Annotated in this window: 37 protein-coding genes; 21 read left to right on the forward strand and 16 right to left on the reverse strand. The window is 53.4% G+C overall.

The window, feature by feature from the left end; all coding sequences use genetic code 11:
* Positions 1–65: 65 nt before the first annotated feature.
* The 14 genes from prfA to ndhN all read right to left on the reverse strand — a co-directional run bounded on the left by prfA (position 66) and on the right by ndhN (position 10,699).
* Positions 66–1,169 (reverse strand): peptide chain release factor 1, encoded by a 1,104-nt coding sequence (prfA, locus tag IQ273_RS03270; protein ID WP_194021748.1) that lies wholly within the window; start codon positions 1,167–1,169, stop codon positions 66–68.
* Between the two features lie 60 nt (positions 1,170–1,229).
* Positions 1,230–1,481 carry a 50S ribosomal protein L31 gene (gene rpmE / locus IQ273_RS03275; RefSeq protein WP_194021749.1) on the reverse strand — a complete coding sequence of 84 codons (252 nt, stop codon included), beginning with the start codon at positions 1,479–1,481 and terminating at the stop codon, positions 1,230–1,232.
* A gap of 126 nt (positions 1,482–1,607) precedes the next feature.
* Positions 1,608–2,021, reverse strand: coding sequence for a 30S ribosomal protein S9 (rpsI, locus tag IQ273_RS03280; protein ID WP_194021750.1), 414 nt, complete (start codon positions 2,019–2,021; stop codon positions 1,608–1,610).
* Complete coding sequence (gene rplM / locus IQ273_RS03285) at positions 2,021–2,479, reverse strand: 50S ribosomal protein L13 (RefSeq protein WP_194021751.1); 459 nt, start codon at positions 2,477–2,479, stop codon at positions 2,021–2,023. Before rplM ends, rpsI begins: the two co-directional genes overlap by 1 nt.
* A gap of 71 nt (positions 2,480–2,550) precedes the next feature.
* Entirely contained in the window at positions 2,551–3,423 is an 873-nt protein-coding gene (gene truA / locus IQ273_RS03290) for a tRNA pseudouridine(38-40) synthase TruA (protein WP_194021752.1), read from the reverse strand.
* Positions 3,424–3,492: 69 nt separating this feature from the next.
* Positions 3,493–3,843, reverse strand: a complete 351-nt coding sequence (rplQ, locus tag IQ273_RS03295) for a 50S ribosomal protein L17 (RefSeq protein ID WP_194021753.1) — start codon at positions 3,841–3,843, stop codon at positions 3,493–3,495.
* 77 nt (positions 3,844–3,920) lie between these two features.
* Entirely contained in the window at positions 3,921–4,868 is a 948-nt protein-coding gene (locus IQ273_RS03300) for a DNA-directed RNA polymerase subunit alpha (protein ID WP_194021754.1), read from the reverse strand.
* 62 nt (positions 4,869–4,930) lie between these two features.
* Positions 4,931–5,323, reverse strand: coding sequence for a 30S ribosomal protein S11 (gene rpsK / locus IQ273_RS03305; RefSeq protein ID WP_194021755.1), 393 nt, complete (start codon positions 5,321–5,323; stop codon positions 4,931–4,933).
* Positions 5,324–5,500: 177 nt separating this feature from the next.
* Positions 5,501–5,884 (reverse strand): 30S ribosomal protein S13, encoded by a 384-nt coding sequence (gene rpsM, locus IQ273_RS03310; RefSeq protein ID WP_194021756.1) that lies wholly within the window; start codon positions 5,882–5,884, stop codon positions 5,501–5,503.
* Positions 5,885–6,077: 193 nt separating this feature from the next.
* Positions 6,078–6,191 carry a 50S ribosomal protein L36 gene (rpmJ, locus tag IQ273_RS03315; RefSeq protein WP_071527191.1) on the reverse strand — a complete coding sequence of 38 codons (114 nt, stop codon included), beginning with the start codon at positions 6,189–6,191 and terminating at the stop codon, positions 6,078–6,080.
* Positions 6,192–6,359: 168 nt separating this feature from the next.
* Entirely contained in the window at positions 6,360–6,761 is a 402-nt protein-coding gene (gene psb27 / locus IQ273_RS03320) for a photosystem II protein Psb27 (RefSeq protein WP_194021757.1), read from the reverse strand.
* 152 nt (positions 6,762–6,913) lie between these two features.
* Positions 6,914–8,815 carry a R3H domain-containing nucleic acid-binding protein gene (locus IQ273_RS03325; protein WP_228052267.1) on the reverse strand — a complete coding sequence of 634 codons (1,902 nt, stop codon included), beginning with the start codon at positions 8,813–8,815 and terminating at the stop codon, positions 6,914–6,916.
* Positions 8,808–10,130: a circadian clock protein LdpA gene (gene ldpA / locus IQ273_RS03330; RefSeq protein ID WP_194021758.1), complete on the reverse strand. Its 1,323-nt coding sequence runs from the start codon at positions 10,128–10,130 to the stop codon at positions 8,808–8,810. Before ldpA ends, IQ273_RS03325 begins: the two co-directional genes overlap by 8 nt.
* 101 nt (positions 10,131–10,231) lie before the next feature.
* Complete coding sequence (gene ndhN, locus IQ273_RS03335; protein ID WP_194021759.1) at positions 10,232–10,699, reverse strand: NAD(P)H-quinone oxidoreductase subunit N; 468 nt, start codon at positions 10,697–10,699, stop codon at positions 10,232–10,234.
* Positions 10,700–11,172: 473 nt separating this feature from the next.
* On the opposite strand from ndhN, the gene rplC reads away from it, so the two are divergent.
* The 21 genes from rplC to infA all read left to right on the forward strand — a co-directional run bounded on the left by rplC (position 11,173) and on the right by infA (position 22,442).
* Positions 11,173–11,808 (forward strand): 50S ribosomal protein L3, encoded by a 636-nt coding sequence (gene rplC, locus IQ273_RS03340; protein ID WP_194021760.1) that lies wholly within the window; start codon positions 11,173–11,175, stop codon positions 11,806–11,808.
* Positions 11,809–11,876: 68 nt separating this feature from the next.
* The gene (rplD, locus tag IQ273_RS03345; RefSeq protein ID WP_194021761.1) at positions 11,877–12,509 is read left to right on the forward strand and encodes a 50S ribosomal protein L4; all 633 of its coding nucleotides are present in this window, start codon (positions 11,877–11,879) and stop codon (positions 12,507–12,509) included.
* Positions 12,502–12,807 (forward strand): 50S ribosomal protein L23, encoded by a 306-nt coding sequence (locus tag IQ273_RS03350; protein WP_194021762.1) that lies wholly within the window; start codon positions 12,502–12,504, stop codon positions 12,805–12,807. Before rplD ends, IQ273_RS03350 begins: the two co-directional genes overlap by 8 nt.
* A gap of 63 nt (positions 12,808–12,870) precedes the next feature.
* A complete protein-coding gene (gene rplB / locus IQ273_RS03355; protein ID WP_194021763.1) occupies positions 12,871–13,734 on the forward strand; it encodes a 50S ribosomal protein L2 in 864 nt (287 codons plus the stop codon).
* A gap of 65 nt (positions 13,735–13,799) precedes the next feature.
* Entirely contained in the window at positions 13,800–14,078 is a 279-nt protein-coding gene (gene rpsS, locus IQ273_RS03360) for a 30S ribosomal protein S19 (protein ID WP_194021764.1), read from the forward strand.
* 24 nt (positions 14,079–14,102) lie between these two features.
* Entirely contained in the window at positions 14,103–14,459 is a 357-nt protein-coding gene (rplV, locus tag IQ273_RS03365) for a 50S ribosomal protein L22 (RefSeq protein WP_194021765.1), read from the forward strand.
* A gap of 61 nt (positions 14,460–14,520) precedes the next feature.
* Entirely contained in the window at positions 14,521–15,252 is a 732-nt protein-coding gene (gene rpsC / locus IQ273_RS03370) for a 30S ribosomal protein S3 (RefSeq protein ID WP_194021766.1), read from the forward strand.
* Between the two features lie 57 nt (positions 15,253–15,309).
* Positions 15,310–15,729 carry a 50S ribosomal protein L16 gene (gene rplP / locus IQ273_RS03375; RefSeq protein WP_017297640.1) on the forward strand — a complete coding sequence of 140 codons (420 nt, stop codon included), beginning with the start codon at positions 15,310–15,312 and terminating at the stop codon, positions 15,727–15,729.
* 3 nt (positions 15,730–15,732) lie between these two features.
* Positions 15,733–16,005, forward strand: a complete 273-nt coding sequence (gene rpmC / locus IQ273_RS03380; RefSeq protein WP_194021767.1) for a 50S ribosomal protein L29 — start codon at positions 15,733–15,735, stop codon at positions 16,003–16,005.
* 16 nt (positions 16,006–16,021) lie between these two features.
* On the forward strand, positions 16,022–16,273 hold the full coding sequence (gene rpsQ / locus IQ273_RS03385) for a 30S ribosomal protein S17 (protein ID WP_017297638.1): 252 nt from the start codon (positions 16,022–16,024) through the stop codon (positions 16,271–16,273).
* Positions 16,274–16,282: 9 nt separating this feature from the next.
* On the forward strand, positions 16,283–16,648 hold the full coding sequence (gene rplN, locus IQ273_RS03390; protein WP_017297637.1) for a 50S ribosomal protein L14: 366 nt from the start codon (positions 16,283–16,285) through the stop codon (positions 16,646–16,648).
* Entirely contained in the window at positions 16,648–16,995 is a 348-nt protein-coding gene (gene rplX / locus IQ273_RS03395; RefSeq protein ID WP_228052270.1) for a 50S ribosomal protein L24, read from the forward strand. Before rplN ends, rplX begins: the two co-directional genes overlap by 1 nt.
* Before the next feature lie 63 nt (positions 16,996–17,058).
* Positions 17,059–17,604: a 50S ribosomal protein L5 gene (gene rplE, locus IQ273_RS03400; protein ID WP_194021768.1), complete on the forward strand. Its 546-nt coding sequence runs from the start codon at positions 17,059–17,061 to the stop codon at positions 17,602–17,604.
* A gap of 26 nt (positions 17,605–17,630) precedes the next feature.
* Positions 17,631–18,032, forward strand: a complete 402-nt coding sequence (gene rpsH, locus IQ273_RS03405; protein WP_193965740.1) for a 30S ribosomal protein S8 — start codon at positions 17,631–17,633, stop codon at positions 18,030–18,032.
* Between the two features lie 100 nt (positions 18,033–18,132).
* Positions 18,133–18,672 carry a 50S ribosomal protein L6 gene (gene rplF, locus IQ273_RS03410; RefSeq protein WP_194021769.1) on the forward strand — a complete coding sequence of 180 codons (540 nt, stop codon included), beginning with the start codon at positions 18,133–18,135 and terminating at the stop codon, positions 18,670–18,672.
* A 3-nt stretch (positions 18,673–18,675) separates the two neighbouring features.
* Positions 18,676–19,035: a 50S ribosomal protein L18 gene (gene rplR / locus IQ273_RS03415; RefSeq protein ID WP_194021770.1), complete on the forward strand. Its 360-nt coding sequence runs from the start codon at positions 18,676–18,678 to the stop codon at positions 19,033–19,035.
* A gap of 69 nt (positions 19,036–19,104) precedes the next feature.
* Positions 19,105–19,626 (forward strand): 30S ribosomal protein S5, encoded by a 522-nt coding sequence (gene rpsE / locus IQ273_RS03420; protein ID WP_194021771.1) that lies wholly within the window; start codon positions 19,105–19,107, stop codon positions 19,624–19,626.
* 112 nt (positions 19,627–19,738) lie between these two features.
* A complete protein-coding gene (rplO, locus tag IQ273_RS03425) occupies positions 19,739–20,185 on the forward strand; it encodes a 50S ribosomal protein L15 (RefSeq protein WP_194021772.1) in 447 nt (148 codons plus the stop codon).
* Between the two features lie 108 nt (positions 20,186–20,293).
* Positions 20,294–21,607 (forward strand): preprotein translocase subunit SecY, encoded by a 1,314-nt coding sequence (secY, locus tag IQ273_RS03430; protein WP_194021773.1) that lies wholly within the window; start codon positions 20,294–20,296, stop codon positions 21,605–21,607.
* Entirely contained in the window at positions 21,607–22,161 is a 555-nt protein-coding gene (locus IQ273_RS03435) for an adenylate kinase (RefSeq protein ID WP_194021774.1), read from the forward strand. The genes secY and IQ273_RS03435 overlap by 1 nt, the downstream gene beginning before the upstream one ends.
* Positions 22,162–22,217: 56 nt before the next feature.
* Positions 22,218–22,442, forward strand: coding sequence for a translation initiation factor IF-1 (gene infA, locus IQ273_RS03440; RefSeq protein WP_017297627.1), 225 nt, complete (start codon positions 22,218–22,220; stop codon positions 22,440–22,442).
* A gap of 6 nt (positions 22,443–22,448) precedes the next feature.
* Here infA and IQ273_RS03445 read toward each other — a convergent pair whose 3' ends face one another.
* Both IQ273_RS03445 and IQ273_RS03450 read right to left on the reverse strand, forming a co-directional pair.
* Positions 22,449–23,456, reverse strand: a complete 1,008-nt coding sequence (locus tag IQ273_RS03445) for a DUF1611 domain-containing protein (protein ID WP_194021775.1) — start codon at positions 23,454–23,456, stop codon at positions 22,449–22,451.
* Positions 23,457–23,489: 33 nt separating this feature from the next.
* Positions 23,490–24,527 carry a dipeptide epimerase gene (locus tag IQ273_RS03450; protein WP_194021776.1) on the reverse strand — a complete coding sequence of 346 codons (1,038 nt, stop codon included), beginning with the start codon at positions 24,525–24,527 and terminating at the stop codon, positions 23,490–23,492.
* Between the last annotated feature and the right edge of the window lie 25 nt (positions 24,528–24,552).

Here is a 24,552-nt window from a genome sequence, read left to right on the forward strand (position 1 = left end):
GCTTTCCTTGGGGAAATATCCAAAGACCGGCTTTGTAGGCCAGTGCCACCTACCTAGGCTAACACCTACACCGGAGAAGACGACTCGGCGGCCAGTTCTTCTAGGCGTTCCTGCTGGTCGCGACTAACGCAGGACTGAACTAAATCGTCAATATCCCCCTCAAGCACGGGGGTGAGGGTAAAGTTTTGGTTGAGGCGATGGTCTGTAACGCGGTTGTCTTTGTAGTTGTAAGTTCGAATTTTTTCTGACCGCGACCCGCTGCCTACCTGCGACTTCCGCATTGAAGACACGGCTTCCTGCTGCTCTCGCATTTTCATGTCAAAGAGCTTGGCGCGCAGAATTTGCATCGCTCGCTCGCGATTCTTTAGCTGCGAGCGCTCTTCAGTACAAAACACCCGAATACCCGTAGGTTTGTGAAATAGGTCTACCGCCGTTTCCACCTTGTTGACGTTTTGGCCGCCGGCCCCGCCCGATCGCGCCGTCGTTAGCTCAATATCTTTAGGATCAATTTGCACCGCTACCTCGTCCACCTCAGGCATAATAGCCACGGTAGCGGTAGAGGTGTGAACGCGCCCACCCGCCTCGGTTACAGGAACCCGCTGTACGCGGTGAACCCCCGCCTCAAATTTGAGTTGACTGTAGACGCGATCGCCTGCAATTTCCAAGATGGCTTCCTTAAAACCACCCATATCCGCCGCTGACTCGCTCAGCAGCTTCACCTTCCAGCCTTGGGTTTCAGCATAGCGAGAGTAGAGCCGCACCAAATCCCCAGCCCAAATGCTGGCCTCATCGCCACCAGTACCAGCGCGAATCTCCAGCATGATGTTCTTGTCATCATTGGGATCACGAGGCAACAGCAACACCTTGAGGCGAGCTTCTAACTCCGCCAGCTTTTCGGCCAGTGTTTCTACCTCTAAACCAGCCATATCCTTCATTTCAGGATCGCTGCTGGCTTCCTTGTAGATTTCCCTTGCTCCGGCTAATTCCTCACCGGTAGATTTCCACTCGGCATAGGTCGTAACCGTTTCCTCCAAAGAGGACCGTGACATGGCAATACGCTGAAACTCATCGGGATCCTTAGCAACATCAGGGTCTGCCAGTCTCCGCGTTAGCTCGTGGAATGTCTGCTCCACAGAGTTGAGTTTTTCAATTAAGTAAGCCTCAGCCATGGTGTCCTCTTATCTGCCGTCTAGCCAGAATATTGACTCTAAGTGCTACAGCAGAGCGGGCTAAGCGTTGTCGGCAGCTGTATCGTCGGTGGCAGTAGCTGACGCATCAGTCATACCGTACTTACGCATAAAGCGCTCAACACGGCCCTCGGTGTCAATGATTTTTTGGGTTCCGGTGTAGAAGGGATGATTCCCAGACCATACATCCACATGCAGTTCAGGCTTGGTAGAGCCCACGGTCATAATTTCTTTGCCGTCACAAAATACCTTGGCTTCGGGATACCAGGTGGGGTGAATTTCAGACTTTGCCATGACAATGAGTTAAAAAACATCAACAGACGAAAAAAGGATGGAGCAAAAAGCTCTGAAAAATCCAAGATCTAATTTCAATGTAGATCAAAGTTCTTTACAGAGCAGTCTGAACCACAGGTAACCAATCTAGCGCTTCGAGAACTGAGGAGCTTTGCGGGCTTTCTTTAAGCCGTACTTACGGCGCTCCTTGGCTCGGGGGTCACGGGTAAGATAGCCCTCAACCTTCAGCGGTTTACGATTTTCAGGATCTAGCTCACAAAGTGCTCGAGCCACACCGAGACGAATGGCATCAGCCTGGCCGGTTAGACCGCCGCCCTTGACATTAACCAGAATGTCATAGGAATTTTCCAGGCCTAGCACCTCTAGAGGAGCCTTAGTGGCATTTAGGTAAGCTGGGTTGAACTGCAAATAGTCATCGCCAGGGCGCTTGTTGATGGTCAGCTGGCCGTTACCAGGTATTAAACGCACTCGGGCAATAGATGTCTTACGACGACCGGTACCCCAGTACACAGCCTGTTGAGATTGATCAGTGGCCTGCATTATTTCGCTTCTCCGGGAATGGTATTGACAACATGGATCTCAGGACCTTGGGCCTGGTGGGGATGCTCTGGTCCGGCATACACCTTGAGCTTAGTGAACTGCTTGCGGCCCAGGGAATTTTTTGGCAGCATACCCTTCACAGCCTGCTCGATAATGCGCGCAGGAATGCGAGCCTGAAGCTTATCAAAGGTCTCTACTTTCATGCCGCCGGGACGACCGGAGTGGCGTCGATAGAGTTTGGTGCTGGCCTTGCGACCGGTAACCACAACTTTCTCAGCATTAACGACAATAACGAAATCACCCGTATCCATGTGAGGCGTGAAGGTGGGTTTGTTTTTGCCGCGCAAAATGGTGGCAATTTCAGTGGCCAGCCGTCCCAGGCGCTGGCCCTCGGCGTCAATTACGTGCCACTGCTTTTGTACAGAATCGTGGGGGGGAATGTAGGTCTTAGTAGTCATAGCGCTTGAGCTGCCTTTCTTGGATGAACCACACTAACGAAACAAACAATCTAGATAAACCTATACCTGCTTTAGGCCACCGCTGACCCCCAGAAAAAGTGGGGTTGGGTGTCAAACCATACTTCCGGGGCAAAAGGAGTATGGTCATAGCCGACCCGGAGCAGGCACAATCCCTGAGGTGGGGCGGCATATTTGACGCGGTGCCGTTGGCGCTGCTGCCAAAGCTTGCCAAACTCGGCTGGAGATAACTCTCCACTCCCTACCTTCACTATCAGGCCCATGATCAACCGCACCATGCCGTACAAAAAGCCCTTAGCCTGAAGCTCAACGGTCAGGAAAGTATCCTGACGGCGACATTCAGCAGCTTGAAGGTCAACCCAGGAATGACTTTTGCCCGATCGCGCCCGATGGAACGCAGTCATATCGTGGTGGCCAACCATGGCATCCAACGCCGTTTGAATTTTGCCCTGATCCAAATATTGGCGGTAGTAATGCCACACAAAAGGGCGCACAAACAGGTTGGGCCGCTGCCCAGTGTATAAGGTGTAGCGATAGCGCCGCCAGCAGGCCGAAAACTGGGCATGCCATGTATCGGGTACCGTCGCTGACGCCCGAATCAGGACATCGTCAGGCAGACGGGCATTGAGTACGTCGGCCCAGCGGTATGCTGGAATAAAATCTGGTGCATCGAAGTGAGCCACCTGGGCTGCTGCATGGACACCAGTGTCAGTACGCCCTGCGCCGCTGAGGCGAACGTCATAGCCTAACACCGAGCGAATCGCGGCCTCAATCTCGCCCTGTACAGTACGGGCATTGGGCTGCCACTGCCAGCCGTGTAAATGAGTGCCCACGTACTGCACCACCAAAGCAACCCGCTGAGTTGCCTGGACAAGCTCGGCGGACGGTCTCTCCAGACTGCGCTGTATAGGTGATGACTTCTCCATGGGATACGGACAGATACGAACAGTGGACTAACGAACAGTGGAGCTGACCTAAGCGAATCTTAGGAATGCTTAGGTCAGCTCAATGATGGCCATTTCAGAATTGTCGCCACGACGACGAACGGTTTTGACCACACGGGTGTATCCACCTTTGCGATCGCCGTAGCGTTCATCGGCTTGACTAAACAGGGCGTGCACGAGCTGTTTGTCGTAAATGTAGCCCAGAGCTTGTCTCCGGGCCGAAAGCGAGCCATCCTTGGCTAGAGTAATCATGCGGTCGGCTTCTTCACGCACCGCTTTAGCTCGGGTTTTGGTAGTTGTAATTCGACCGTGACGGATTAACTCCGTGGTCAGGGAGCGGAGCAGAGCTTTACGCTGGTCTGCAGGCTTCCCGAGTTGATGAACGCGACAACGGTGGCGCATGGTACTAAACTCAGATGAACAACAAAACTAAAAGCAACACAGGGAAAACTTAGCGGGCGCAGGGGTTAACCCTGAACTCAAGCCGTTTTCGAAGCTTTTTCCAGCGGTAGGGTAATACCCAACCGCTCTTGAAGAGCCTCGATAACCTCTTCGGCAGACTTTTGCCCGAAGTTCTTGATCTCCAGCAGGTCTTCCTGGCTGAAGTCCAGTAAATCTGCTACCGAGTTAATTTGAGCGCGCTTCAAACAGTTGTAGGCTCGCACCGAAAGCCGTAGCTCTTCAATGGGAATCTGGTTGTTCGGGTCTTCTTCCTTAACCTCTTCGTCAAACTTGGGTTCAAGAGTGACGTCTTTTAGAGGAACAAAGAGACTGACCAGAATATCGGCGGCCTGGCTCATCGCCTGCTGGGGCGTTATGCTGCCGTTGGTCCAAATATCCATGATCAGCTGGTCACGCTGCATAGAACCAGAAACAACTACCTCCTCAACGGTGTAGTTGACCTTTTTGACTGGCATAAAGACCGAGTCAATCTGAATGAAGTCAAGCGCAGTAGCATCATCCTTGCTGCGCACCACAGCCCGATAGCCCTGTCCGCGCTCTATTCTGAACTCCATCTCCAGGGTATGGCTATCGGCAACGGTCGCCACATACTGCTCAGGATTGACCACTTCTACTTCGGAAGGTAGCTCGAAGTGCCCAGCGGTTACTCGGGCTGGCCCCTGGACAAGAAGGCGACCAATTTGAGGCTGACTAGAGTAGCTCCGTAAAGCAATCTCCTTCATGTTGAGGAGAATGTCTAAGACGTCCTCGCGCACGCCAACAATAGTGGAGAACTCGTGGGTAGCGCCAGCAATTCTGACGGCTGTAATCGCAATACCCTCAAGGTTAGAGAGCAATACCCGGCGTAGGGCATTGCCTACTGTGGTTCCCTGGCTGCGCTCCAGGGGTTCAATTACGAAACGACCGTACTGACTCTGGTCGCTTTCAACGACAGACTCTACGCAATCAACATGAAACTGTGCCAAAATCCTGCCTCCCTTAAACCTCGCAATACCCTGTCCATCGATGGACCCATAATTCTCAATATTTAGACTCGACGGCGCTTAGGTGGTCGGCAACCATTGTGGGGAATAGGAGTAACGTCTCGGATTAGAGTGATTTCTAAACCTGCTCCCTGTAGAGCACGAATGGCAGTTTCGCGTCCGGCTCCAGGTCCACTCACCATAACTTCAATCTGGCGCATGCCCTGATCCATAGCTCGCCGTGCAGCACCATCTGCCGCTGTCTGGGCTGCAAAAGGTGTACCCTTTTTGGCTCCCTTGAACCCACTAGATCCTGCCGATGCCCAGGAAATCGCTTCCCCTGACTGGTCAGTGATAGTCACGATGGTGTTATTGAAGGTTGAACGAATGTGGGCTACCCCACTGGGAACGTTCCTTTTACTCTTGCGAGGTCCGGTCTTTCGGGTTGGTTTGGCCATAGCGTTGTCACTAAATTCAATTCGAGAAAACTTAAGATCTAGATCGCGTAACTATCGGTGAGCAAATAAAAATAGCAAACACCGGTAAACAGTCGGAAAAACTCGCTACAAGGGTCAGCGAGCTTTAATACCTCAGCCCCTCCAATAATATGGGGGGTTCAAGAAGTAGGACTAACTCTACTTCCGTGGTGCTTTTTTCTTGCCGGCGACAGTGCGACGAGTACCACCCCGCCGGGTCCGAGAATTAGTACGGGTGCGCTGACCACGGACAGGGAGCCCTGCTCGATGCCGTCGACCTCGATAGGAGCCAATATCCATGAGCCGCTTGATATTCATGTTCTCAAGCCGCCGTAGATCACCTTCTACCTGGTAGTCGCTTTCGACAGAATCTCGCAGCTTAGCCACGTCGGCATCAGTCAGGTCTTTGACTCGCACATCAGGACTAACCCCAGTTTTAGCCAGGATTTCCTTGGAACGGGTAAGGCCAATACCGTAGATATAAGTCAAGCCAATTTCAACTCGTTTATCACGTGGTAAATCCACGCCTGCTATCCGTGCCACCTTAACTATCTCCCCCAATACTTGGTTCTAACCAAACAACCCAGTAGCGGCTAACCCAGTAATGTTAGTTGGGCTGCTGTCCAGACTTAGAAAGCCCGATTCAACTACTAAAAAACCTACCTTAGCCAACTTGCTCCATCATCAACTAGTGCGTTAACAGCTCTTTTCACTGAAAAAAGCTGCAACGCCAAAGCTACCCTTGCCGTTGCTTATGCTTAGGGTTTGAGCAAATCACCATAACCCGACCGCGGCGGCGGATTACACGGCACTTATCACACATCTTGCGCACAGACGCACGGACTTTCATGTCCAACTCGCACTTCACTACAGAATTGCTATGCTAGCAAACTGACGCCAACTCGTCAATTGCAAATTTTGCCTTATGCGGTGGGGACGGCTGTTTCGCTACAGCGGTGTAGGCAAAAAGAAACCGCCTTCAGGCGGTTTCAGTCATCTGGTCGATTTGTTGAGATGTCTAGGCTCCCCGGTTAAGGGCGGATTCTACTTGTTTGAGTTCTTGCTCAACTCGGGTTTTGAGCTTCTCGGGCAGAGGACGGTTAGGATAGCTGCTGTAATGCCCTGCGATCGCGTTTAATGCTGTCCGCATAGTGGTGAACGAGCTGAGGTTAGCGACTGAGGAATCTCGGCGATAGCGAGAGGCAAAGTCACTTATGACAGCTTTGGCCTCGGCTTGGGCATCGAGTTTCGCCGGGTCGTCGTCAGGCAGCGAGATTGAGTTTCTAAGGCTGTCTACCAGCATCAGCGTATCCTGGCGGTAATCGCCAGTGAGCATGCCGCTGGTGCCTGCACTGCACCCTGTCAAACCAACGATGGCCACCAGTACCAGGGCCAAAAGACGAGCAATTAAGGATTTCATAGGCTTCTTTGAAAAAGTTCAGGCCGAACGACAGGCCCCGAAGAATAGGCACTGAGTCCTGCGCTAAGGCTGCGCTGGTGTCATTTCGGTGCTCTTATTCTATAGCGCCCTGTGGCCATAGTATTTCGCGTTTTGGTTTAGAACGCTCTGTCCTAGGCTGGATAAATGCGCAGCCGTCGGTTGGGTTCTTCGCCACAGCTGAGAGATTTAAGCCGGTAGTGCTCGGCCAACTCATGCTGCATTTTGCGAATACGGGCCGATCGCGGCAGTAGCTCCACCGGCTGCCCCTGGGGAATCACAATCTGCTCTACCGCTAGGCGAGCTTCTTCCAAAGCTTCTAGCTCATCGTCGCCGCCGCTGTGGCTAAATAGCTCTAGATCTACGGCGGCGGGGTTGTCGTCCATATCCAGTAAACGCTGTAGAGCGCGGGTAATCTGGGGAATGCTGTTGGACTTGACTAAATGAACCGGAATTTGTCGCCCCTGGGCCATGTGCTTGAGCTTGGCCTGGGCTTTGGCGTGCGATCGCAGCGCCAGTACCGCATCAGCGTTATCTAAGTCTTTGGTGACTACCACGGGCATATGCAGCGTTTGAATCACTCGCTCTAGCTGGTGACGGCTGAGACCGTAGGGGTAGAGGCGCATGGCGTCTTCCCCGTTGGGGCCAACGATGGCATCGTCGGCCATATCCAGCAGGTGAGCAAACATGGGGTCTGTGGTCGGCTCAGGGTTGAACGCCTGGCCTAGAGGGCGAATGTTGCTGCCGTTGCCCAGGGTGCGTTGGGCCACAGCAGAGCTAGCCGTAGGCGGCACCATTTGTCCAGCAGCTCGCCAACCCATGCCCGTGCGGGATGGCTTCGCCACCTCGCGCCCTGAACCGGGCAGCTCATGGGTGATCACCACCTTCTGGTTTTCATCCACAGTACGAATTTGTAGTCCTGGCTGTCGCCCTCGCAACAGGTTGTCGATAGTGACGGTGACATCGTCGTGGACGGCCCAGCGCTGACGCTCGAGCATTTCTACCGCAATGTCAAAGGTGGGTGGCGCTTTGCGCTCCAGTACGCTTTTTTGACTGCCTCGGCGGCGGGCTTCCTCATCCCCCAGGGTGACCGACTGAATACCGCCAATTAGGTCTGAAAGAGTTGGGTTTTTAATCAAGTTTTCAAGCCGATTGCCGTGGGCGGTACCGACTAGCTGCACCCCTCGCTCAGCTATCGTGCGAGCGGCCAGAGCCTCCAGTTCAGTGCCAATTTCGTCGATGACAATGACCTCAGGCATATGGTTTTCCACCGCTTCAATCATCACCCGATGCTGTTCTTCAGGATGTGCCACCTGCATACGTCGAGCGCGGCCGATGGCCGGATGAGGAATATCGCCATCCCCGGCAATTTCGTTGGATGTATCGATGATGACCACCCGCTTTTGCAGGTCATCGGCGAGCACGCGGGCAATTTCGCGCAGGGCGGTAGTCTTGCCAACACCAGGACGGCCCAGCATGAGAATGGATCGGCCTGTTTCAACCAGGTCACGAATCATGCCAATGGTGCCAAAAATGGCCCGACCCACGCGGCAGGTGAGGCCAATCACTTCGCCAGAACGGTTGCGAATGGCGCTAATCCGGTGCAGAGTCTTCTCAATACCAGCCCGGTTATCACCACCAAAAGTGCCAACGCGCTTGATGCAGTGATCCAGGTCAACGTGGGTAACGGGCTCCTCAGACAGGTACTCTACGCTGTCGTAGAACCGAGCCTCGGGCAGGCGACCCAAATCGAGGATCACCTCAATCAAACTCTGGCGCTGGGGGTGTTGGGTCAGCTGCAGGCGAATCGCAGGTGGCAAAATGCTCAGGAGCTGATCGAGGTCATCAATAGGAGGGGCTTGGGCAGGGACAGACTGTTGAGGGGCTGTTCCTTCAGGTTCGGTGGGTAAAAAATCCACGGCGAGATTATGAGTAGTAGCAGAAATGTCGTTAACGGGGCTGTTAGCAGGGGCACCGTTGCCCAAGTCATTGCATGTTTCGTTGTTTACGCGGTCACTGTCGCTATAGCTAACCATACCGTGCTGGTAAAAAATGTCTATCCGTCTTGAGCTGGTTCACTAGTTGGCAAGCTAGTGCCAATCCCTGACCTAGGGCACTAGCATCGAGTCGCTGCCAAGGGGCAACGAGGGCTGCGTCAGACTTAGGGCTGATCCACTGACCATTGGAAGACTGGTTTAGAGAAGCGTTTTCTAACCAGGGCTGAAGTTCGTGATCAATGGCATCGAGCAGCGGTAGCACCTGCGATCGCCCGTAGCTACCGTAGGCAATACCTGAAATCGTGTTGCGGACTAAAACTGAATCATGGTTGGCCATCCCACCACTCTGGGGAGATGCCAAGCCGTTAGGGTGAAGATCGTTTGGGTAAGAAGCAGAAGGCGCGTTGTTTATCAAGCCAAGATCGAGCAGCTTACTTACAGTGTAGCCATTGGTGCCGCCAGCGGGTTGCACGTAGCCTGGCAACTCAGCCTGTAGAATCTTTTGGGCCAGGCGTATGGCGGCGTGGGTTGTGCCTTTACCCAGGTCACCGCTCATGGGGCGACCGTCGGTTTGCCAAATTAACGGCACTTCTAGGGGAGCCATCAAGTTGTAAAGGTCTTGCAGGTAAGGCACCACCTGATCGTGGTCAGGACAGCTGATGGAAATTAGCTTGAGATAGGGTTGCCAAGGCCGAAGCCGTCGCCAGAGCTGCTCAAATTGGGCTAAGTGCCCTGTCTGGGTATGAATTTCAACCGCATCGATTTGGGCCAGTTGTTCACTGGAAAACGCCTCTGGTCTAGCCAGGTAAGATCGCGCTTTGATGTTATCGATCGGGCAGATAGCAATGCAGCGACCGCATCCATAGCAGAGCTCTGGTTTAACCCCGCCCTGACGGGTCGTCTGGAACTGAATTGCGGCGGTGGGGCAAAGAGTTTCGCAGGGGCGATCGCACTCTGGTGGGCAATGGGCCGCATCGAAGTGAGCTTTGCGAAAGTGAGGGTCTTCGCTGTCGTTGAGGCTGACCATGAGCCAGGGCAAGCTGGGCAATAAAGAGTTATGCCCCTCCTTAGGAGATGCTTTGCGATCGCCCAAATACCCAGCTAGCCACACCGCATCCTCCATCCCCTGGCGGGCGGCGGTCACAACGGCCCCATCGGCAGCTACGTCAACACAGTCAACCCCCGCCAATGCGTAGAGCATAACCAAGCGCCGTACCGTCGGCATATCTTGGTAGCTGGCACCGCAGATTAGCTTTATCCACTCCCCTGCCTGTAGCGATTGGTAGGGAGATGACGACAGGTTTTCTGTAGCATACCTCCCGGCAGCAGTCCCAGGGTCGGTTTCAGTATCCATGCAGGTGGCGAGTCTTGACGGGGGCAACCAGCTCTTCCAAAGCAGTTTAGATCTAGCAAACAGTTTAGATCTAGCAGGCTGGCTTGAGGGCTAGAACGAGCCTAGATCAAGTTGGCTAGCGGTTCCCAGCTAAAGTAGCGATCGCCACCCACCTCAACCACTACCTTAGACCGAGGCTCAATGGTGGGCAGATTCACCAGGTAAGTTAATTCTTGGTGCGACAGAATGTGCCCCTCAATCAGCCATAGCACCATGCCCTTAGCCTTGGGATCCATTGATTTCAGACGATAGGTCAACACCGGCGGAATGAAATGGACATACCCTACCGCCGCACCGCTACCCAAGGTCTTTTTCCCTAGGTGGGCAGGGCGCACACCATGAACAGCCGTCAGGTACGACGATATATCCCCCAGTCCTCGGGCCGTCAGCTTCATTGTTTCGTAGCCTGTGGTCTTCAGGCGACGCTCGTACCGGCCTTCAAAACCACCTTCTAAGGGCATACGTACGGCGATCGCGCCGTTGCTTTCCAAAGCCTTAATGAAGGGTTTACCCGTTGTCAGCAGCGCCATAGTTGCCCTCGGCCAAGTAATACAGTTGCTATTGTACTGTGTTCAAGGCGAGAGTAAAGCTAGGTAGGACGTTTCGTCGCTTGATGTGTCCGCTGCTCACGGGACTTGCTGTGCCCGTGTGTGGAGTCCAAAAAAAGTTTTTTGGAAAAAGGTGTAGACATATCCAAGTTAGGAATGTAACATAGTAAATCGCCGACAAAAAGGATACTGAGTGGCTCAACAAGCTATTCAAGTCCTGGCATTCAGCTGTTCTGATGCCGCGCCACCACTGGTGTTTGCGGTTTTGAGAGTCTACTTAGATTCAGAATCAGCTAGTTTTCTTTTGAATCGAACCGATTGGTATCGGTAGCGCTCACCCCGGTGGGTTTCTCCAGTGTGGCGTGTTCAAAAGTTGATGTCGTTGTAGATGCGCAAAGCTCTCGACTTTAGAGAGTCCTGCGCATTTCGTAGTGTGTTAATAGGGAGACAGGGCTGTGGCAGTCGGTATTCTCGGCAAAAAACTGGGTATGACCCAGATATTCGATGAGGCAGGTAATGCCATCCCCGTAACGGTGGTACAGGCTGGTCCTTGCGTCGTTACCCAAGTTAAGACCTTAGATACCGATGGCTATGCAGCCATTCAACTCGGTTTTGATGAGGTCGCTGAGAAGGCGTTGAATAGACCCGAATTGGGTCACTTGGCTCGTTCCAGTAGCGCTCCTTTGCGTCACCTGAAAGAGTATCGGGTAGAGGTCGCTGATGGCTTTGAACTCGGGCAGGCCGTAACGGCTGAGACCTTCACTGCCGGTCAAATGGTAGATGTTACCGGCAAGAGCATGGGTCGCGGTTTTGCTGGCTATCAAAAGCGTCACAATTTTCGCCGTGGTCCTATGTCGCACGGTTCTAAGAATCACCGACAGCCCGGTTCTACCGGTGCTGGTACTACTCCCGGTCGGGTTTACCCCGGCAAGCGCATGGCTGGCCAGATGGGCAATGCCAAGGTAACCATCCGTAAGCTGGAAGTGGTACGGGTAGACGGCGATCGCAACCTGCTGCTTATCAAAGGTGCTATTCCCGGTAAACCCGGTGGGTTGCTGAGCATTGCTCCAGCTCAATGGGTCAAAGCTTAGGCCTTAGCAGACGGCAGGCGGTTCGGGCCTTTAGGCATTCAAAGCGTTTTAAGGGATAGGTTCAGATAATGGTTGAGTGCGTTGTAAAAAACTGGGAGGGCGAAGAGGCGGGTACGGCATCCCTAGATCTTCAGGTTGCCAAAGAAGAGTCTGCCTCTCACATCGTCCATCGCGCCTTAGTGCGACAGATGAATAATGCCCGACAGGGTACAGCTTCCACCAAAACCCGCGCTGAGGTTAGGGGTGGCGGCCGAAAGCCTTGGCGGCAAAAAGGAACGGGACGGGCTCGTGCTGGGTCTAACCGCTCTCCTCTATGGCGCGGTGGCGGCGTAATTTTTGGCCCCAAACCTCGTGATTACAGCGTCAAGATGAACCGTAAGGAGCGGCGGCTTGCCCTGCGCACTGCTCTCCAAGGCCGAATAGATGATTTGGTCGTAGTCGAAGGGTTTGAAGACAAGTTCTCCCGGCCCAAAACTAGCGAGTTGCTCAACGCGATCGCTCGCTGGGGTCTCGATCCCAATGCCAAAATTCTGCTGGTTATTGCCGAACGGCAAGAGTTTGTCTATCTGTCGGCTCGCAACATTGAGAATGTAAAGCTAATTACCGCCGTCAATCTCAATGTCCATGATCTGCTTAACGCTGATCATCTCGTGATTACATCCCCAGCCCTTGAGGCTATCCAGGAGGTTTACAGTGATTAATGCCGCAAATACCCCGTCTCTGGCTGATCTAATCCGTCGGCCCCTGGTAACCGAAAAAGCCACTCTCTTGCTGGAGAATAATCAGTACGTCTTCGAAGTTGACCCTCGTGCCAACAAGCTGCAGATTAAAGCGGCGATCGAAGAGTTGTTCGATGTCAAGGTGGTTGCGGTCAATACCTACAACCCTCCTAAGAAAAAGCGTCGAATGGGTCGCTTCGTGGGTAACCGCCCTCATTACAAGCGTTCTGTGGTCACCCTGGCCGTTGGAGACTCCATTCCTCTCTTCCCAGATCTGTAACAAAAACAAATTTCAGAGTCAGATTTCTCAGCCGTTTTTGCCGTGTAGCCAGCAAGTATTTCCATGGGCATCCGATCTTACAGACCTTATACCCCAGGCACGCGCGAGCGAACCGTTTCCGAGTTCGCCGAAATTACTCGTAGCGAGCCAGAAAAGTCGTTAACTCACTCCAAACATCGTCCTAAGGGGCGCAACAACCGGGGCGTAATTACCTGCCGTCACCGGGGTGGTGGGCACAAGCGACTTTATCGGATCGTTGATTTTCGCCGCGATAAGCTTGGAGTAGCGGCTAAGGTTGCCACCATTGAGTACGATCCCAACCGAAATGCGCGTATTTCGCTGCTCCACTACGAAGATGGCGAGAAGCGCTACATTCTTTGTCCAGCTGGGCTAACCGTAGGCAGCACTGTAATCTCGGGGCCAGATTCTCCCTTAGAGGTTGGTAACGCTCTACCTCTATATAAAATTCCCTTAGGAACGACGGTACATAACGTCGAGATGCAGGCTGGAAAGGGCGGACAGATGGTTCGCTCGGCCGGAGCCGGAGCCCAGGTGGTCGCTAAAGAAGGTGATTATGTCACCCTTAAGCTGCCCTCCACTGAGGTGCGGATGGTGCGTCGGGAATGCTATGCCACCATTGGCCAGGTGGGTAACGCTGATGTTCGCAACGTCAGTTTGGGTAAGGCAGGCCGCAAGCGCTGGATGGGGCGTCGTCCCGAAGTGCGCGGTAGCGTCATGAACCCAGTCGATCACCCCCATGGTGGTGGTGAGGGGCGAGCCCCAATTGGTCGCTCTGGCCCAGTTACTCCCTGGGGTAAACCGGCTCTAGGTTACAAAACCCGCAAGAAAAACAAAGATAGCGATAAGTACGTGGTACGTCGCCGTCGTCGTGTGTCCAAGCGGGGCCGTGGCGGTCGTAACGCCTAGGGGTTGCCTCTAAGTACTCCGTCTCGGTTGGCTATTTTTTGAAGTGTTATTGGGGCTGAAGGATCATGTCTCGCTCATTGAAAAAAGGTCCCTTTGTGGCCGATCACCTGCTTTCAAAAATTGAAGTCCTTAACACTAAGGGTGACAAGCAGGTAATTAAAACCTGGTCGCGGGCATCGACAATTTTGCCCCAGATGATTGGTCACACTATTGCGGTGCATAACGGTCGTCAGCATGTGCCGGTCTACGTTACTGAACAGATGGTGGGTCATAAACTGGGCGAATTTGCTCCCACGCGAACCTTTCGCGGCCACGCTAAGACCGATAAAAAAGCTCGTCGTTAGGTATTAGGTAAAGGAACTGGAAAAATGGCTGTAGATACCTCGGAGCAGGTTAAAGCGGTGGCCCGCTACGTGCGCATGTCACCCCGTAAGGTGCGCAGAGTGCTCGACCAAATTCGCGGCAAGAGCTATCGGGATGCGCTCATTATTCTGGAGTTCATGCCTTACAAAGCTTGTGAACCCATTATCAAAGTGCTGCGTTCGGCGGTAGCCAATGCTGAGCACAATAATGGACTTGATCCAACTGGTTTGGTGGTGAGCGAAGCATTTGCCGATGCTGGCCCAGCTCTAAAGCGTTTCCGACCTCGGGCGCAGGGACGAGCATATCAAATTCGCAAACCGACTTGCCACATCACCATTGCCGTAGCCCCGGCTGCTGACTAATGGGTTTTCGCTAGCTAGATCAACATCACCTTTCAAGCACCAATTTCCAGAGGGTTAGTTCGTGGGACACAAGATTCATCCAACCGGGTTTCGCCTTGGTGTAGTTCAAGAGCACCGCTCTCGCTGGTTTGCCGAGGGGACTCGCTATCCTGATTTGCTCCAGGAAGACTACCGCATTCGCGAGTATGTTCAGAAAACCTTGAACAATGCTGGCATTGCCGATATTCGTATCGAGCGCAAGGCTGACCAGATTGATCTTGAAGTGCGCACAGCTCGCCCTGGTGTCGTCGTAGGCCGCGGTGGCGCTGGTATCGAAGCCCTGCGCGTGGGAGTACAAAAACTGCTCAAAGATCCCAGCCGCCAGATTCGCGTCAATGTCGTTGAGGTAAATAGGGTCGATGCTGATGCCGCCCTAGTCGCCGAGTACATCATTCAGCAGCTAGAGCGACGGGTTTCGTTCCGTCGGGTAGTACGCCAGGCGATTCAGCGGGCCCAGCGAGCTGGGGTTGAGGGTATCAAGATTCAGGTGAGTGGTCGCCTAAACGGCGCTGAAATTGCTCGTACTGAGTGGACTCGCGAGGGTCGGGTGCCTCTTCATACCCTGCGGGCTGATGTTGACTATGCCTACACCACAGCTCAAACGACCTACGGTATTTTGGGCGTCAAGGTATGGATTTTTAAGGGCGAGATTATTCCTGGACAGGAAGATGCTCCCGCAGTTCCCAATGCTCAACCCCGACGACGACAGCCCCGACGACGTCCTCAGTTTGAGGACCGCTCTAACGAAGATTAGAGCTTGCCCCGCGTTTCTTTGATTAATTTTGACCTGTGATTTCACGAGTGCCGATCCATGCTTAGTCCAAAACGAACTAAATTTCGCAAGCAGCACCGCGGGCGTATGCGCGGAATGGCTCAGCGGGGCAGCGACATCAACTTTGGCGATTTTGCCCTCCAGGCAACTGAGCCCTGCTGGTTGACTTCTCGTCAAATTGAAGCAGCTCGTCGAGCGATGACTCGCTACGTACGACGGGGTGGCAAAATCTGGATTCGAGTTTTTCCCGATAAACCTGTGACTATGCGTCCAGCAGAAACCCGGATGGGTTCGGGTAAAGGTAATCCAGAGTATTGGGTTGCTGTGGTAAAGCCCGGTCGCATTGTCTTCGAAATTGCTGGCGTGCCCGAAGCGACTGCCCGCGAAGCTATGCGGCTTGCTGCCTTTAAGCTGCCGTTCAAGACCAAGTTTATCGCGCGCGACAGCAAGGAGGCATAGGTAATGGCACTGTCAAAAATTAAAGAAGCTCGGAGTCTCAGTGATGAAGAGTTGTTGACTGCGATCGCCGAAAGCAAACGCGAGCTGTTTCAACTGCGCTTTCAGAAGGCTACTCGACAGCTCGACAAGCAAAATCACCAGTTTAAGCATGTTCGTCACCGCCTATCTCAGCTGATGACGGTTCAGCGGGAACGCCAGCTAGCCGCCCTAGAAGAAGAGGTAGCGGCCCATGCCAATGCAGTAGCAGCGGCTACAACAGAATCGGTATCAGTGTAGGGAATAGGTGAAGCAGATGGCGGTTAAAGAACGAGTGGGGATGGTAGTCAGCAACAAGATGGATAAAACCGTCGTGGTTGCTGTGGAGAGCCGAACGTCCCATCCTAAGTACGGCAAGATTGTGGTGCGAACCAAGCGCTATAAGGCTCACGACGAGGAGAATACGTGCCAGGAAGGCGATCAGGTGCGAATTCTTGAAACTCGTCCCCTGAGCCGGACCAAGCGCTGGGTGGTGGCTGACATTGTTAATCGCGCAGCAGACGCGTAGGGGGAGATTGTGATTCAGCAAGAATCGTACTTGAACGTAGCAGATAACAGCGGTGCTCGAAAGCTCATGTGCATTCGCGTACTGGGCGGTAATCGTCGCTACGCCGGAGTGGGCGACGTAATTATCGCTGTTGTCAAAGATGCGCTACCCAACATGGGTGTGAAGAAGTCAGATGTTGTGCGAGCTGTAGTGGTACGCACCAGAAAAGGATTGCGCCGCAGTAGTGGCATGAGCATTCGTTTTGACGACAATGCAGCGGTGATTATCAACCAGGACGGCAATCCTAAGGGAACCCGTGTGTTTGGGCCGGTTGCCCGCGAACTGCGCGACAAGAACTTTACCAAGATTGTGTCGCTGGCACCGGAGGTTCTCTAATGGCAACAACATCTAAAACGCCTGTGCGGCATAAAATCCACGTACGCAAGGGCGACACGGTTCAGGTGATCGCCGGACGCGATCGCGGCAAGGTAGGTGAAGTGCTCACCGTTATTCCCAAGACTAGTCAGGTTGTCGTTGAGGGAGTCAACATTCGCACTAAGCATGTCAAGCCTCAGCAAGAAGGAGAATCCGGGCAAATTGTCACCCAAGAGGCTCCTATCCACAGCTCCAACGTCATGCTGTACTCCGAGAAAGAAAAAGTAGCTAGCCGGGTTGCTTATACCTTCACCGAAGACGGTCGTAAGGTGCGGATGCTGAAAAAGACCGGAGAAATCATCGACTAGGCCCAGTAGTTGTCTCTAGAAATATAGTCCTGACCAAGCCCAGGAAAGCAGAAGAAACGACCCATGACCGACCAGCTCAAGACCATATATAAAGACACAGTGGTACCTAAACTGATGGAGCAGTTTAAGTACGAAAACATCCACCAGGTACCCAAAGTTACCAAAGTGACGGTTAACCGGGGTCTTGGGGAAGCTTCCCAGAATGCCAAGGCGCTGGAATCATCCCTGAGCGAACTAGCCCTGATCACTGGTCAACGCCCGGTAGTGACTCGTGCCAAGAAGGCGATCGCAGGTTTCAAAATTCGCCAGGGTATGCCTGTGGGGATCATGGTGACCCTGCGCTCCGATCGCATGTACGCTTTTCTAAATCGCCTTATTAACCTTACCCTGCCCCGTATTCGCGACTTTCGTGGCATTAGTCCCAAGAGCTTCGACGGGCGCGGCAACTATACCCTGGGTCTGCGGGAGCAGTTAATCTTTCCTGAAATTGACTACGACAGCATCGATCAAATTCGCGGTATGGATATCACTATCGTGACTACCGCCAGCACCGATGAAGAAGGCCGAGCGCTACTCAAGGAATTGGGTATGCCGTTCCGTGACAACTAACACAGGTTTATACGCGTACTAGAACTATGGCTGCTAACGACACAATTGCGGATATGTTGACTCGCATCAGGAATGCGAATCTAGCGCGGCACCAAACCGTGGGCATTCCTTCTACCCGGATGACCCGGAGTATTGCCAAGGTACTGAAGGAGGAAGGCTTTATTACTGACTACTCTGAGACCACCGTCGAAGAACGGCCTCAGATCGTGGTCGCCCTCAAGTACAAGGGCAAAACTCGTCAGCCCATCATTCGTAATCTCACCCGCGTTAGTAAGCCCGGTCTGCGCGTGTACTCCAACCGGAAGGAACTGCCTCGGGTGCTGGGCGGTATTGGCATTGCCATCGTTTCTACCTCAAGCGGCATCATGACCGATCGCGATGCTCGTCGTCAGGGTATTGGTGGTGAAGTGCTTTGCTATGTCTGGTAGTCAGGTCGGTCAGGTAGGGTTCGTGGCGAACCTGTGCTACTCCCCTACCGCTGGTTATTAAGGGCGTTATCGAGTGCTAAGGATTTAGGAGTTTTGCATCATGTCACGTATTGGCAAACGGCCAATTCCAGTCCCGGCTAAGGTGTCAATCACGATTGACGGTCAGGATGTTCAAGTCAAAGGGCCCAAGGGTGAACTGTCTCGCACCTTGCCCAGTGGCGTTGTAGTGGTTCAAGAGGGCGATACCATATTGGTGAATCGCAAGGACGATTCTCGGCTAGCCCGTGAGCGACATGGTCTTTGTCGCACTCTGGTTGCCAACATGGTTGAAGGGGTTTCCAACGGTTACCAAAAGCGCTTAGAAATTCAGGGTATTGGCTATCGGGCTCAGGTACAGGGCCGTAACCTTAACCTCAGTCTGGGGTATAGCCACCCTGTTGTTTTTGAGCCGCCTGCGGGCATTGAATTTGTCGTAGAAAATAACACCAATGTGGTTATCAGCGGCATTGATAAAGAGTTAGTCGGTAATATCGCCGCCAGCATTCGGGCAAGCCGTCCACCTGAGCCCTATAAGGGTAAAGGTGTACGCTATGCCGGTGAGCAGGTCAGACGTAAGGCTGGTAAGTCAGGGAAGAAGTAAGCCATGAAAGCAAGTCGTAAAGAATTAACCCGTCGCCGTCACGACCGCATTCGTCGCCGCGTGTTTGGTACCCCTGAACGGCCCCGTCTGGCCGTATTTCGTTCAAATCAGCATATCTATGCTCAGATCATTGACGATACAAGCCATCACACTCTGGTGGCCGCATCGACTGTTGAGCCTGATGTTTTGAAGGATGAAACGGGCGCGACCCAGGATTCTGCTGCGGTAGTCGGTAAGTTGGTGGCCGAGCGAGCGTTGAAGGCTGGCATAACTCAGGTTGTTTTTGACCGGGGCGGTAAGCTTTACCACGGTCGAGTGGCAGCTCTAGCCGATGCGGCTCGGGAAGCTGGCTTGAGCCTTTAGGACTCAAACTGTTGGTTGCGAATCGAAAACACCTAATTCTGCTTGATGTAAATAAGGCTGGGGAAAGGCATGGCAAACCGTCGCAAAGAAGCGCGTACTAAAGAGAAAAAAACTGACTGGCAGGAGCGCGTTGTTCAAATCCGTCGCGTAACTAAGGTCGTGAAGGGGGGTAAAAAGCTGAGCTTTCGGGCCATTGTCGTTGTTGGTAACGAGAAAGGCCAAGTTGGCGTTGGCGTTGGCAAAGCTGGGGATGTGATCGGTGCCGTGAAGAAGGGCGTGGCCGATGGCAAAAAACACCTAGTAGATGTGCCTTTAACTCGCTCCTACTCAATTCCTCACCCCTCTAGTGGTATCGGCGGCGGCGCAAAGGTCTTTATGCGCCCTGCGGCCCCTGGTACTGGGGTGATTGCCGGTGGCGCTGTCCGCACCGTGCTGGAACTGGCTGGTGTTCGTAATGTACTGGCCAAGCAGCTGGGGTCTAACAACCCTCTAAATAATGCCCGGGCCGCTGCAGATGCCCTGGCCTCCCTGCGCACCTTCGCTGACGTAGCTGAAGAGCGGGATATTCCGGTTGAAAATCTGTACGTTTAAACTAAATCAAGTTCAGCTCGAGATCTGTAGTTTTTCCTAAGGCAAGACTCCACTTCTGGATTTGGATAAGGTTTAATTCCTTTCGGTATCGCTGTTTCTATTTTCCTCAGCCATGAGAATCAACGACGCACAACCACAAGCAGGCTCTAAGCACCGCCGTCGCCGCGTTGGTCGCGGTATTTCGGCAGGGCAGGGTGCTAGCTGCGGCTTCGGCATGCGGGGTCAAAAATCGCGATCGGGTCGCGGTACTCGACCCGGCTTTGAGGGGGGGCAAATGCCTCTCTATCGCCGCATTCCCAAGCTCAAGCATTTCCCTCTGGTAAACCAAAAGGTTTATACCATCATTAACGTCAAGGGCTTGGCCGATCTGGCTACGGGTACTGACGTATCTCTTGAGTCGCTGTTAGAATCTGGCATTTTAACCACTAACGATGGCCCTTTGAAGGTGCTGGGTGATGGTGATTTAGGTGTAGCTCTAAACGTCAGGGCTGCAGCATTTACCCAGTCGGCTAAAGAAAAAATTGAGCAAGCTGGCGGCACCTGCGAAGTGGTCGCATAGCGAGATGGTTCTCCTATCCCTTAGACTGGGGTGGGGATAGTATCTATAGAATCTATAGGTGCCAATTGCCGTCAATGTATTGCTAATGTAGGGCTGAGGTATTGTTGCATGGTCGTAAGTCGGGGTAAAAATCCCAGCGCGCAGGAAACATTTATGCAGATGGCTCAGGCTGCCGGTCTGCGCAGCCGTCTGCTGGTGACCCTGGGTCTGCTGGTGTTGGTCAGACTGGGGATTTTTATTCCCGTACCAGGCATTGATCGTCAGGCCTTTGCCGCGTCGATTCAATCGGGTAGTCTGGCAGGCTTTGTGGGCTTTTTAGATATCTTTGTGGGCGGCGGTTTGTCAGCCCTGGGTATTTTTGCTCTGGGTATTTTGCCCTTCATCAATGCTTCCATTATTATGCAGCTGCTGACAGCAGCTCTACCCCAGCTAGAAGACCTACAGAAGAACGAGGGCGAGGCCGGGCGACGCAAAATTTCCCAAATTACTCGCTACGTCGCTTTGGGCTGGGCAATTTTGCAAAGTACGTTACTGTCCTCCTTTTTGCTGTACCAGTTTGCGGAAGTTCCTGGACCGCTCTTTGTTGCTCAAACGGTGATTGCCTTAACTGCAGGCTCGATGTTTGTGATGTGGGTGGGTGAGTTGATCACCGAGCGAGGTATTGGTAACGGCGCTTCGCTGCTGATTTTCTTGAATATCGTGTCTACCTTGCCTCGTTCCCTAGGGCAAACCATTGAGCTTGCTCAAAGTGGCGATCGCGGCCTAGTCGGCGGCGTCATTATTTTGATGCTGGCCTTTTTGGCCATGATTGTCGGCATTGTCTTTGTTCAAGAGGGCACTCGCCGCATCCCAATTGTTTCTGCTCGTCGCCAGGTGGGCCGCAAGCTGTATCTAGAACAGAGCAACTATCTGCCCCTGCGCCTTAACCAGGGTGGTGTGATGCCGATTATCTTTGCCTCAGCGGTACTGGTGTTGCCCATCTCGCTGACCCAATACGTAGCCAACCCGGCTTTTGGTCAGTTTGTAAATAACTACCTAAACCCGACCTCCTGGTTCTACGTCTCGCTGTACCTGGTGCTCATTCTCTTCTTTAGCTACTTTTACTCGTCGTTGGTGATGAACCCCGATGATGTCTCCCGCAACCTGAAGAAGATGGGGGCCAGCATTCCTGGTATTCGTCCTGGTAAGGCCACTACTGAGTACATCAGCCGTATCCTGAACCGATTGACTTTCCTGGGTGCAATTTTCTTGGGGATGGTGGCGGTTGTTCCTAGTGCTGTTGAGAGCCTGACTCGAGTGCCGACCTTTCGTGGTTTTGGGGCAACTTCCTTGCTGATTTTGGTGGGTGTTGCCATTGACACCGCTAAACAGATCCAAACCTACGTGATTTCCCAGCGCTACGAAGGAATGGTGAAACAGTAGTGACGCGACTTATTTTTCTTGGCCCTCCAGGGGCAGGCAAAGGGACTCAAGCTCAGCTGCTGGCTAAGGATTGTGATGTGCCCCATATTTCCACTGGGGATATTCTACGGTCGGCGGTGGCAGCAGGCAGTGAGTTAGGCCAAAAAGCTGATCACTATATGGCCGCCGGTGAACTGGTGCCCGACGAGCTGATTCTCGACTTAATTGAGGAGCGCTTGGGTCATGAAGATACGCAAAAGGGTTGGCTTTTAGATGGGTTCCCTCGCAATGTGCCCCAGGCGGAGTTTTTGCAAAAGCTGCTAGATCAGATCGATCAACCCGTTGACTTTGTGATTAATCTGGATGTTGAGGATGATGTCATTGTGGCTCGGCTGTTGCAGCGAGGCCGTAAGGATGACGAAGAGTCGGTGATTTTGAATCGGCTTGAGGTGTACCGTCAGCAAACAGAGCCGCTGATTGAGTTTTACCGCAGCCGTCAACAGCTAGTATCGGTGGACGGGAATCAGACCATGGAAGCAGTGTATGCCGATCTTAAGCGCCTGGTAATGGACTAGCGGCTGGGGTTATGCTATAGGTCAATCTGTTAGTTTGTATTTAGGGAGAAGTCAGCTTGTCTAAGCAAGACCTAATTGAAATGGAGGGCACCATTACCGAATCGTTGCCGAACGCGATGTTCCGGGTCGATTTGGACAATGGTTTTAACGTTCTAGCCCACATTTCGGGAAAGATTCGTCGTAACTACATTAAGATCTTGCCCGGCGATCGCGTCAAGGTAGAACTCACCCCCTACGACTTGACCAAGGGGCGCATCACCTATCGCCTCCGCAAGAAGTAGCTTGGCCTAGCTCAAAATTGGTGCTAATAGCTTCTCAGCCCCTGTACGGAAGATATCTGCACAGGGTAGTTCTGTTTGAGCTTCTATGTCCTGCACAGCGGCCTCGGCGGCGGCGGCGGTAAGGTGGCCAGTATTGAGAGCGATCGCCACGACCTTGGCGGGGTAAAACGCCCCTGCTGCCGTGGTTACCTGTTCATATAGCGCCACGACACTAGGCAGGTCAGGAATTTTTACTTCTGGGAAGTTGTGAATATGACTTTGCCCGGCCCGATGTACCAGCACCAAATGGGTCGGCTGGGTGCCCCGTAGCAGGGGCAGCGTAGCGGTCGAAGCTGGATTGAGCAACGACCCCTGTCCTTCTACGAAGATGAAATCGTGATTGGGGCCGTAGCGCATAACTTGTTGTTCGATTGCGCCCGAAGCATAGTCAACCCTAATGGCATCTAAGGGCACGCCGTCATCCCCAAGCATGAGGTTAGTTTGCCCGGTGGCGATGACTTTTGAGCGCAGCCCACGATGGAGACAGGCCCGGTGCAGTTCTAAGGTGGCAGACATTTTGCCGACAGACATATCGGTGCCTACAGTCAAAATTCGCCTGCAGGCCAACTGCCTAGCCTGGCCACTACCTACAGTCAGGCCCTCGGGTTCTTTTCGCACATCCCAAATCCACTGGTAGGGTCTGAGCCAGGGCTGAAGTGCAGGAAGGTCTGCCATGGGCGTATGCAGCCCGTTGACGATGCTCAAGCCGGCTTTAACGGCCTGCTCTATCTCTTGGAACCAGGCGTCGGGCAGCTTGCCGCCGGAGGGGGCAATGCCAATGGTGAGAACGTCTGGAGTGAAAGTGAGCGCCTCGGTCAGTGACTCAACCACGGGAATGGGTTTGTCGATGCCGGTGAGATCGACCAGCGATCGCCCTGCCGCCTGATAATCAATTACCGCTACGATCGGCGACTGGCTGAAGCGCAACAGGGCCAAACCCGTTTTGCCCATCGTGCTCTGGGTGCCCTCGTGCATAAGCAGGGCGATGCGGCTATCGGGCTTGAGATACTAGTTGAGTCCAAGTCCAGGGTGGTTGGGGGGCAGCAGGCGGCCATTAGCTAGCGTGAGACCCGTAAACGGATCGTCGCGCAGGTTGAGGTGGCTGTCGAGGTCGAGGTAGCGGGCTAGGGGTGAGACCTGGGCCATCGCACCATTGGCAAGGCTGCTGTCGGAATAGCAGCCAAACATAACCTGTAGACCGCAGGCTTGGGCGGTGTGAATCATCCTCAGCACTTCGCTGAGCCCACCTGCTTTCATTAGCTTAATGTTAATGCCATCCACCAAATTCGCTAGGTGAGGAATATCTGAGCTGTTGAAACAGCTTTCATCCACAAAGACCGGGATTGGCGAGTGCTGTTTGAGATTTGCTAAATCAGCGTTTTGGCTCACGGGCAGGGGTTGTTCGAGATGGGTGACTTGGCGATCGCTCAGCCATTCAGCCATTACCTTGGCACTGTCCAAAGTCCAGCCGCCGTTGGCATCAACGCTAAGGCTAACGCTGGCCGGGATATGGTCGTAGATAGCTTGAAACATCGCTTGATCGGCCTCCAGTCCGTTGGGGCTACCCAGCTTTACCTTAAGGGCGCGGGCAGAGGTTTGCTGTAGCCAATCCTGCGATCGCTGCTGAGCGGCTGCAGGCGATGAAATGCCTACCGTCACCGAGGTGGGCTGAATTCGCTCAACATCTAGCCCTAGCAGCCGCCAGACCGGTTGCCCCGTGGCCTTACCACACCAGTCCCACAGCGCCACATCTAGGGCAGCGCGACTGGCGGAGTGAATGGAGAGTTCGGTCACAACGGCTTCGATCGCCTGGCGATCAAAGGGATGAAACCCTTCTAACGCCGTTTGCAAGCGAGCTATATCGGCTTGCAAAATCTCTAGGGTTTGCTGGTGAGTGCCGATAGAAAACGGGGCAGCTTCTCCCCAACCCTCAATACCCTCAGCGCTAAGCCTGAGCCAGAGGTTGGTGGATTGAGCCGTGGTGCCGCGACTGATGGTGAGCGGTACACGCTTATGGACGGTAAAGGGTTGGCAGGAAAGCTTCATCGGCGCAGCCAGGGCTAAGGGGGTA

Source organism: Nodosilinea sp. LEGE 07298 (genome assembly GCF_015207265.1).
Classification (GTDB): domain Bacteria; phylum Cyanobacteriota; class Cyanobacteriia; order Phormidesmidales; family Phormidesmidaceae; genus Nodosilinea.

Bases quoted from the DNA above. Each gene is read 5' to 3' on its own strand.
- prfA (WP_194021748.1), bottom strand. From the start codon at position 1,169: ATGGCTGAGGCTTACTTAATTGAAAAACTCAACTCTGTGGAGCAGACA.
- rpmE (WP_194021749.1), bottom strand. From the start codon at position 1,481: ATGGCAAAGTCTGAAATTCACCCCACCTGGTATCCCGAAGCCAAGGTA.
- rpsI (WP_194021750.1), bottom strand. From the start codon at position 2,021: ATGCAGGCCACTGATCAATCTCAACAGGCTGTGTACTGGGGTACCGGT.
- rplM (WP_194021751.1), bottom strand. From the start codon at position 2,479: ATGACTACTAAGACCTACATTCCCCCCCACGATTCTGTACAAAAGCAG.
- truA (WP_194021752.1), bottom strand. From the start codon at position 3,423: ATGGAGAAGTCATCACCTATACAGCGCAGTCTGGAGAGACCGTCCGCC.
- rplQ (WP_194021753.1), bottom strand. From the start codon at position 3,843: ATGCGCCACCGTTGTCGCGTTCATCAACTCGGGAAGCCTGCAGACCAG.
- rpsK (WP_194021755.1), bottom strand. From the start codon at position 5,323: ATGGCCAAACCAACCCGAAAGACCGGACCTCGCAAGAGTAAAAGGAAC.
- rpmJ (WP_071527191.1), bottom strand. From the start codon at position 6,191: ATGAAAGTCCGTGCGTCTGTGCGCAAGATGTGTGATAAGTGCCGTGTA.
- psb27 (WP_194021757.1), bottom strand. From the start codon at position 6,761: ATGAAATCCTTAATTGCTCGTCTTTTGGCCCTGGTACTGGTGGCCATC.
- IQ273_RS03325 (WP_228052267.1), bottom strand. From the start codon at position 8,815: ATGGTTAGCTATAGCGACAGTGACCGCGTAAACAACGAAACATGCAAT.
- ldpA (WP_194021758.1), bottom strand. From the start codon at position 10,130: ATGGATACTGAAACCGACCCTGGGACTGCTGCCGGGAGGTATGCTACA.
- ndhN (WP_194021759.1), bottom strand. From the start codon at position 10,699: ATGGCGCTGCTGACAACGGGTAAACCCTTCATTAAGGCTTTGGAAAGC.
- rplD (WP_194021761.1), top strand. From the start codon at position 11,877: ATGGTTGAGTGCGTTGTAAAAAACTGGGAGGGCGAAGAGGCGGGTACG.
- rplB (WP_194021763.1), top strand. From the start codon at position 12,871: ATGGGCATCCGATCTTACAGACCTTATACCCCAGGCACGCGCGAGCGA.
- rpsS (WP_194021764.1), top strand. From the start codon at position 13,800: ATGTCTCGCTCATTGAAAAAAGGTCCCTTTGTGGCCGATCACCTGCTT.
- rplV (WP_194021765.1), top strand. From the start codon at position 14,103: ATGGCTGTAGATACCTCGGAGCAGGTTAAAGCGGTGGCCCGCTACGTG.
- rplP (WP_017297640.1), top strand. From the start codon at position 15,310: ATGCTTAGTCCAAAACGAACTAAATTTCGCAAGCAGCACCGCGGGCGT.
- rpmC (WP_194021767.1), top strand. From the start codon at position 15,733: ATGGCACTGTCAAAAATTAAAGAAGCTCGGAGTCTCAGTGATGAAGAG.
- rpsQ (WP_017297638.1), top strand. From the start codon at position 16,022: ATGGCGGTTAAAGAACGAGTGGGGATGGTAGTCAGCAACAAGATGGAT.
- rplX (WP_228052270.1), top strand. From the start codon at position 16,648: ATGGCAACAACATCTAAAACGCCTGTGCGGCATAAAATCCACGTACGC.
- rplE (WP_194021768.1), top strand. From the start codon at position 17,059: ATGACCGACCAGCTCAAGACCATATATAAAGACACAGTGGTACCTAAA.
- rpsH (WP_193965740.1), top strand. From the start codon at position 17,631: ATGGCTGCTAACGACACAATTGCGGATATGTTGACTCGCATCAGGAAT.
- rplF (WP_194021769.1), top strand. From the start codon at position 18,133: ATGTCACGTATTGGCAAACGGCCAATTCCAGTCCCGGCTAAGGTGTCA.
- rplR (WP_194021770.1), top strand. From the start codon at position 18,676: ATGAAAGCAAGTCGTAAAGAATTAACCCGTCGCCGTCACGACCGCATT.
- rpsE (WP_194021771.1), top strand. From the start codon at position 19,105: ATGGCAAACCGTCGCAAAGAAGCGCGTACTAAAGAGAAAAAAACTGAC.
- rplO (WP_194021772.1), top strand. From the start codon at position 19,739: ATGAGAATCAACGACGCACAACCACAAGCAGGCTCTAAGCACCGCCGT.
- secY (WP_194021773.1), top strand. From the start codon at position 20,294: ATGGTCGTAAGTCGGGGTAAAAATCCCAGCGCGCAGGAAACATTTATG.
- IQ273_RS03445 (WP_194021775.1), bottom strand. From the start codon at position 23,456: ATGCACGAGGGCACCCAGAGCACGATGGGCAAAACGGGTTTGGCCCTG.
- IQ273_RS03450 (WP_194021776.1), bottom strand. From the start codon at position 24,527: ATGAAGCTTTCCTGCCAACCCTTTACCGTCCATAAGCGTGTACCGCTC.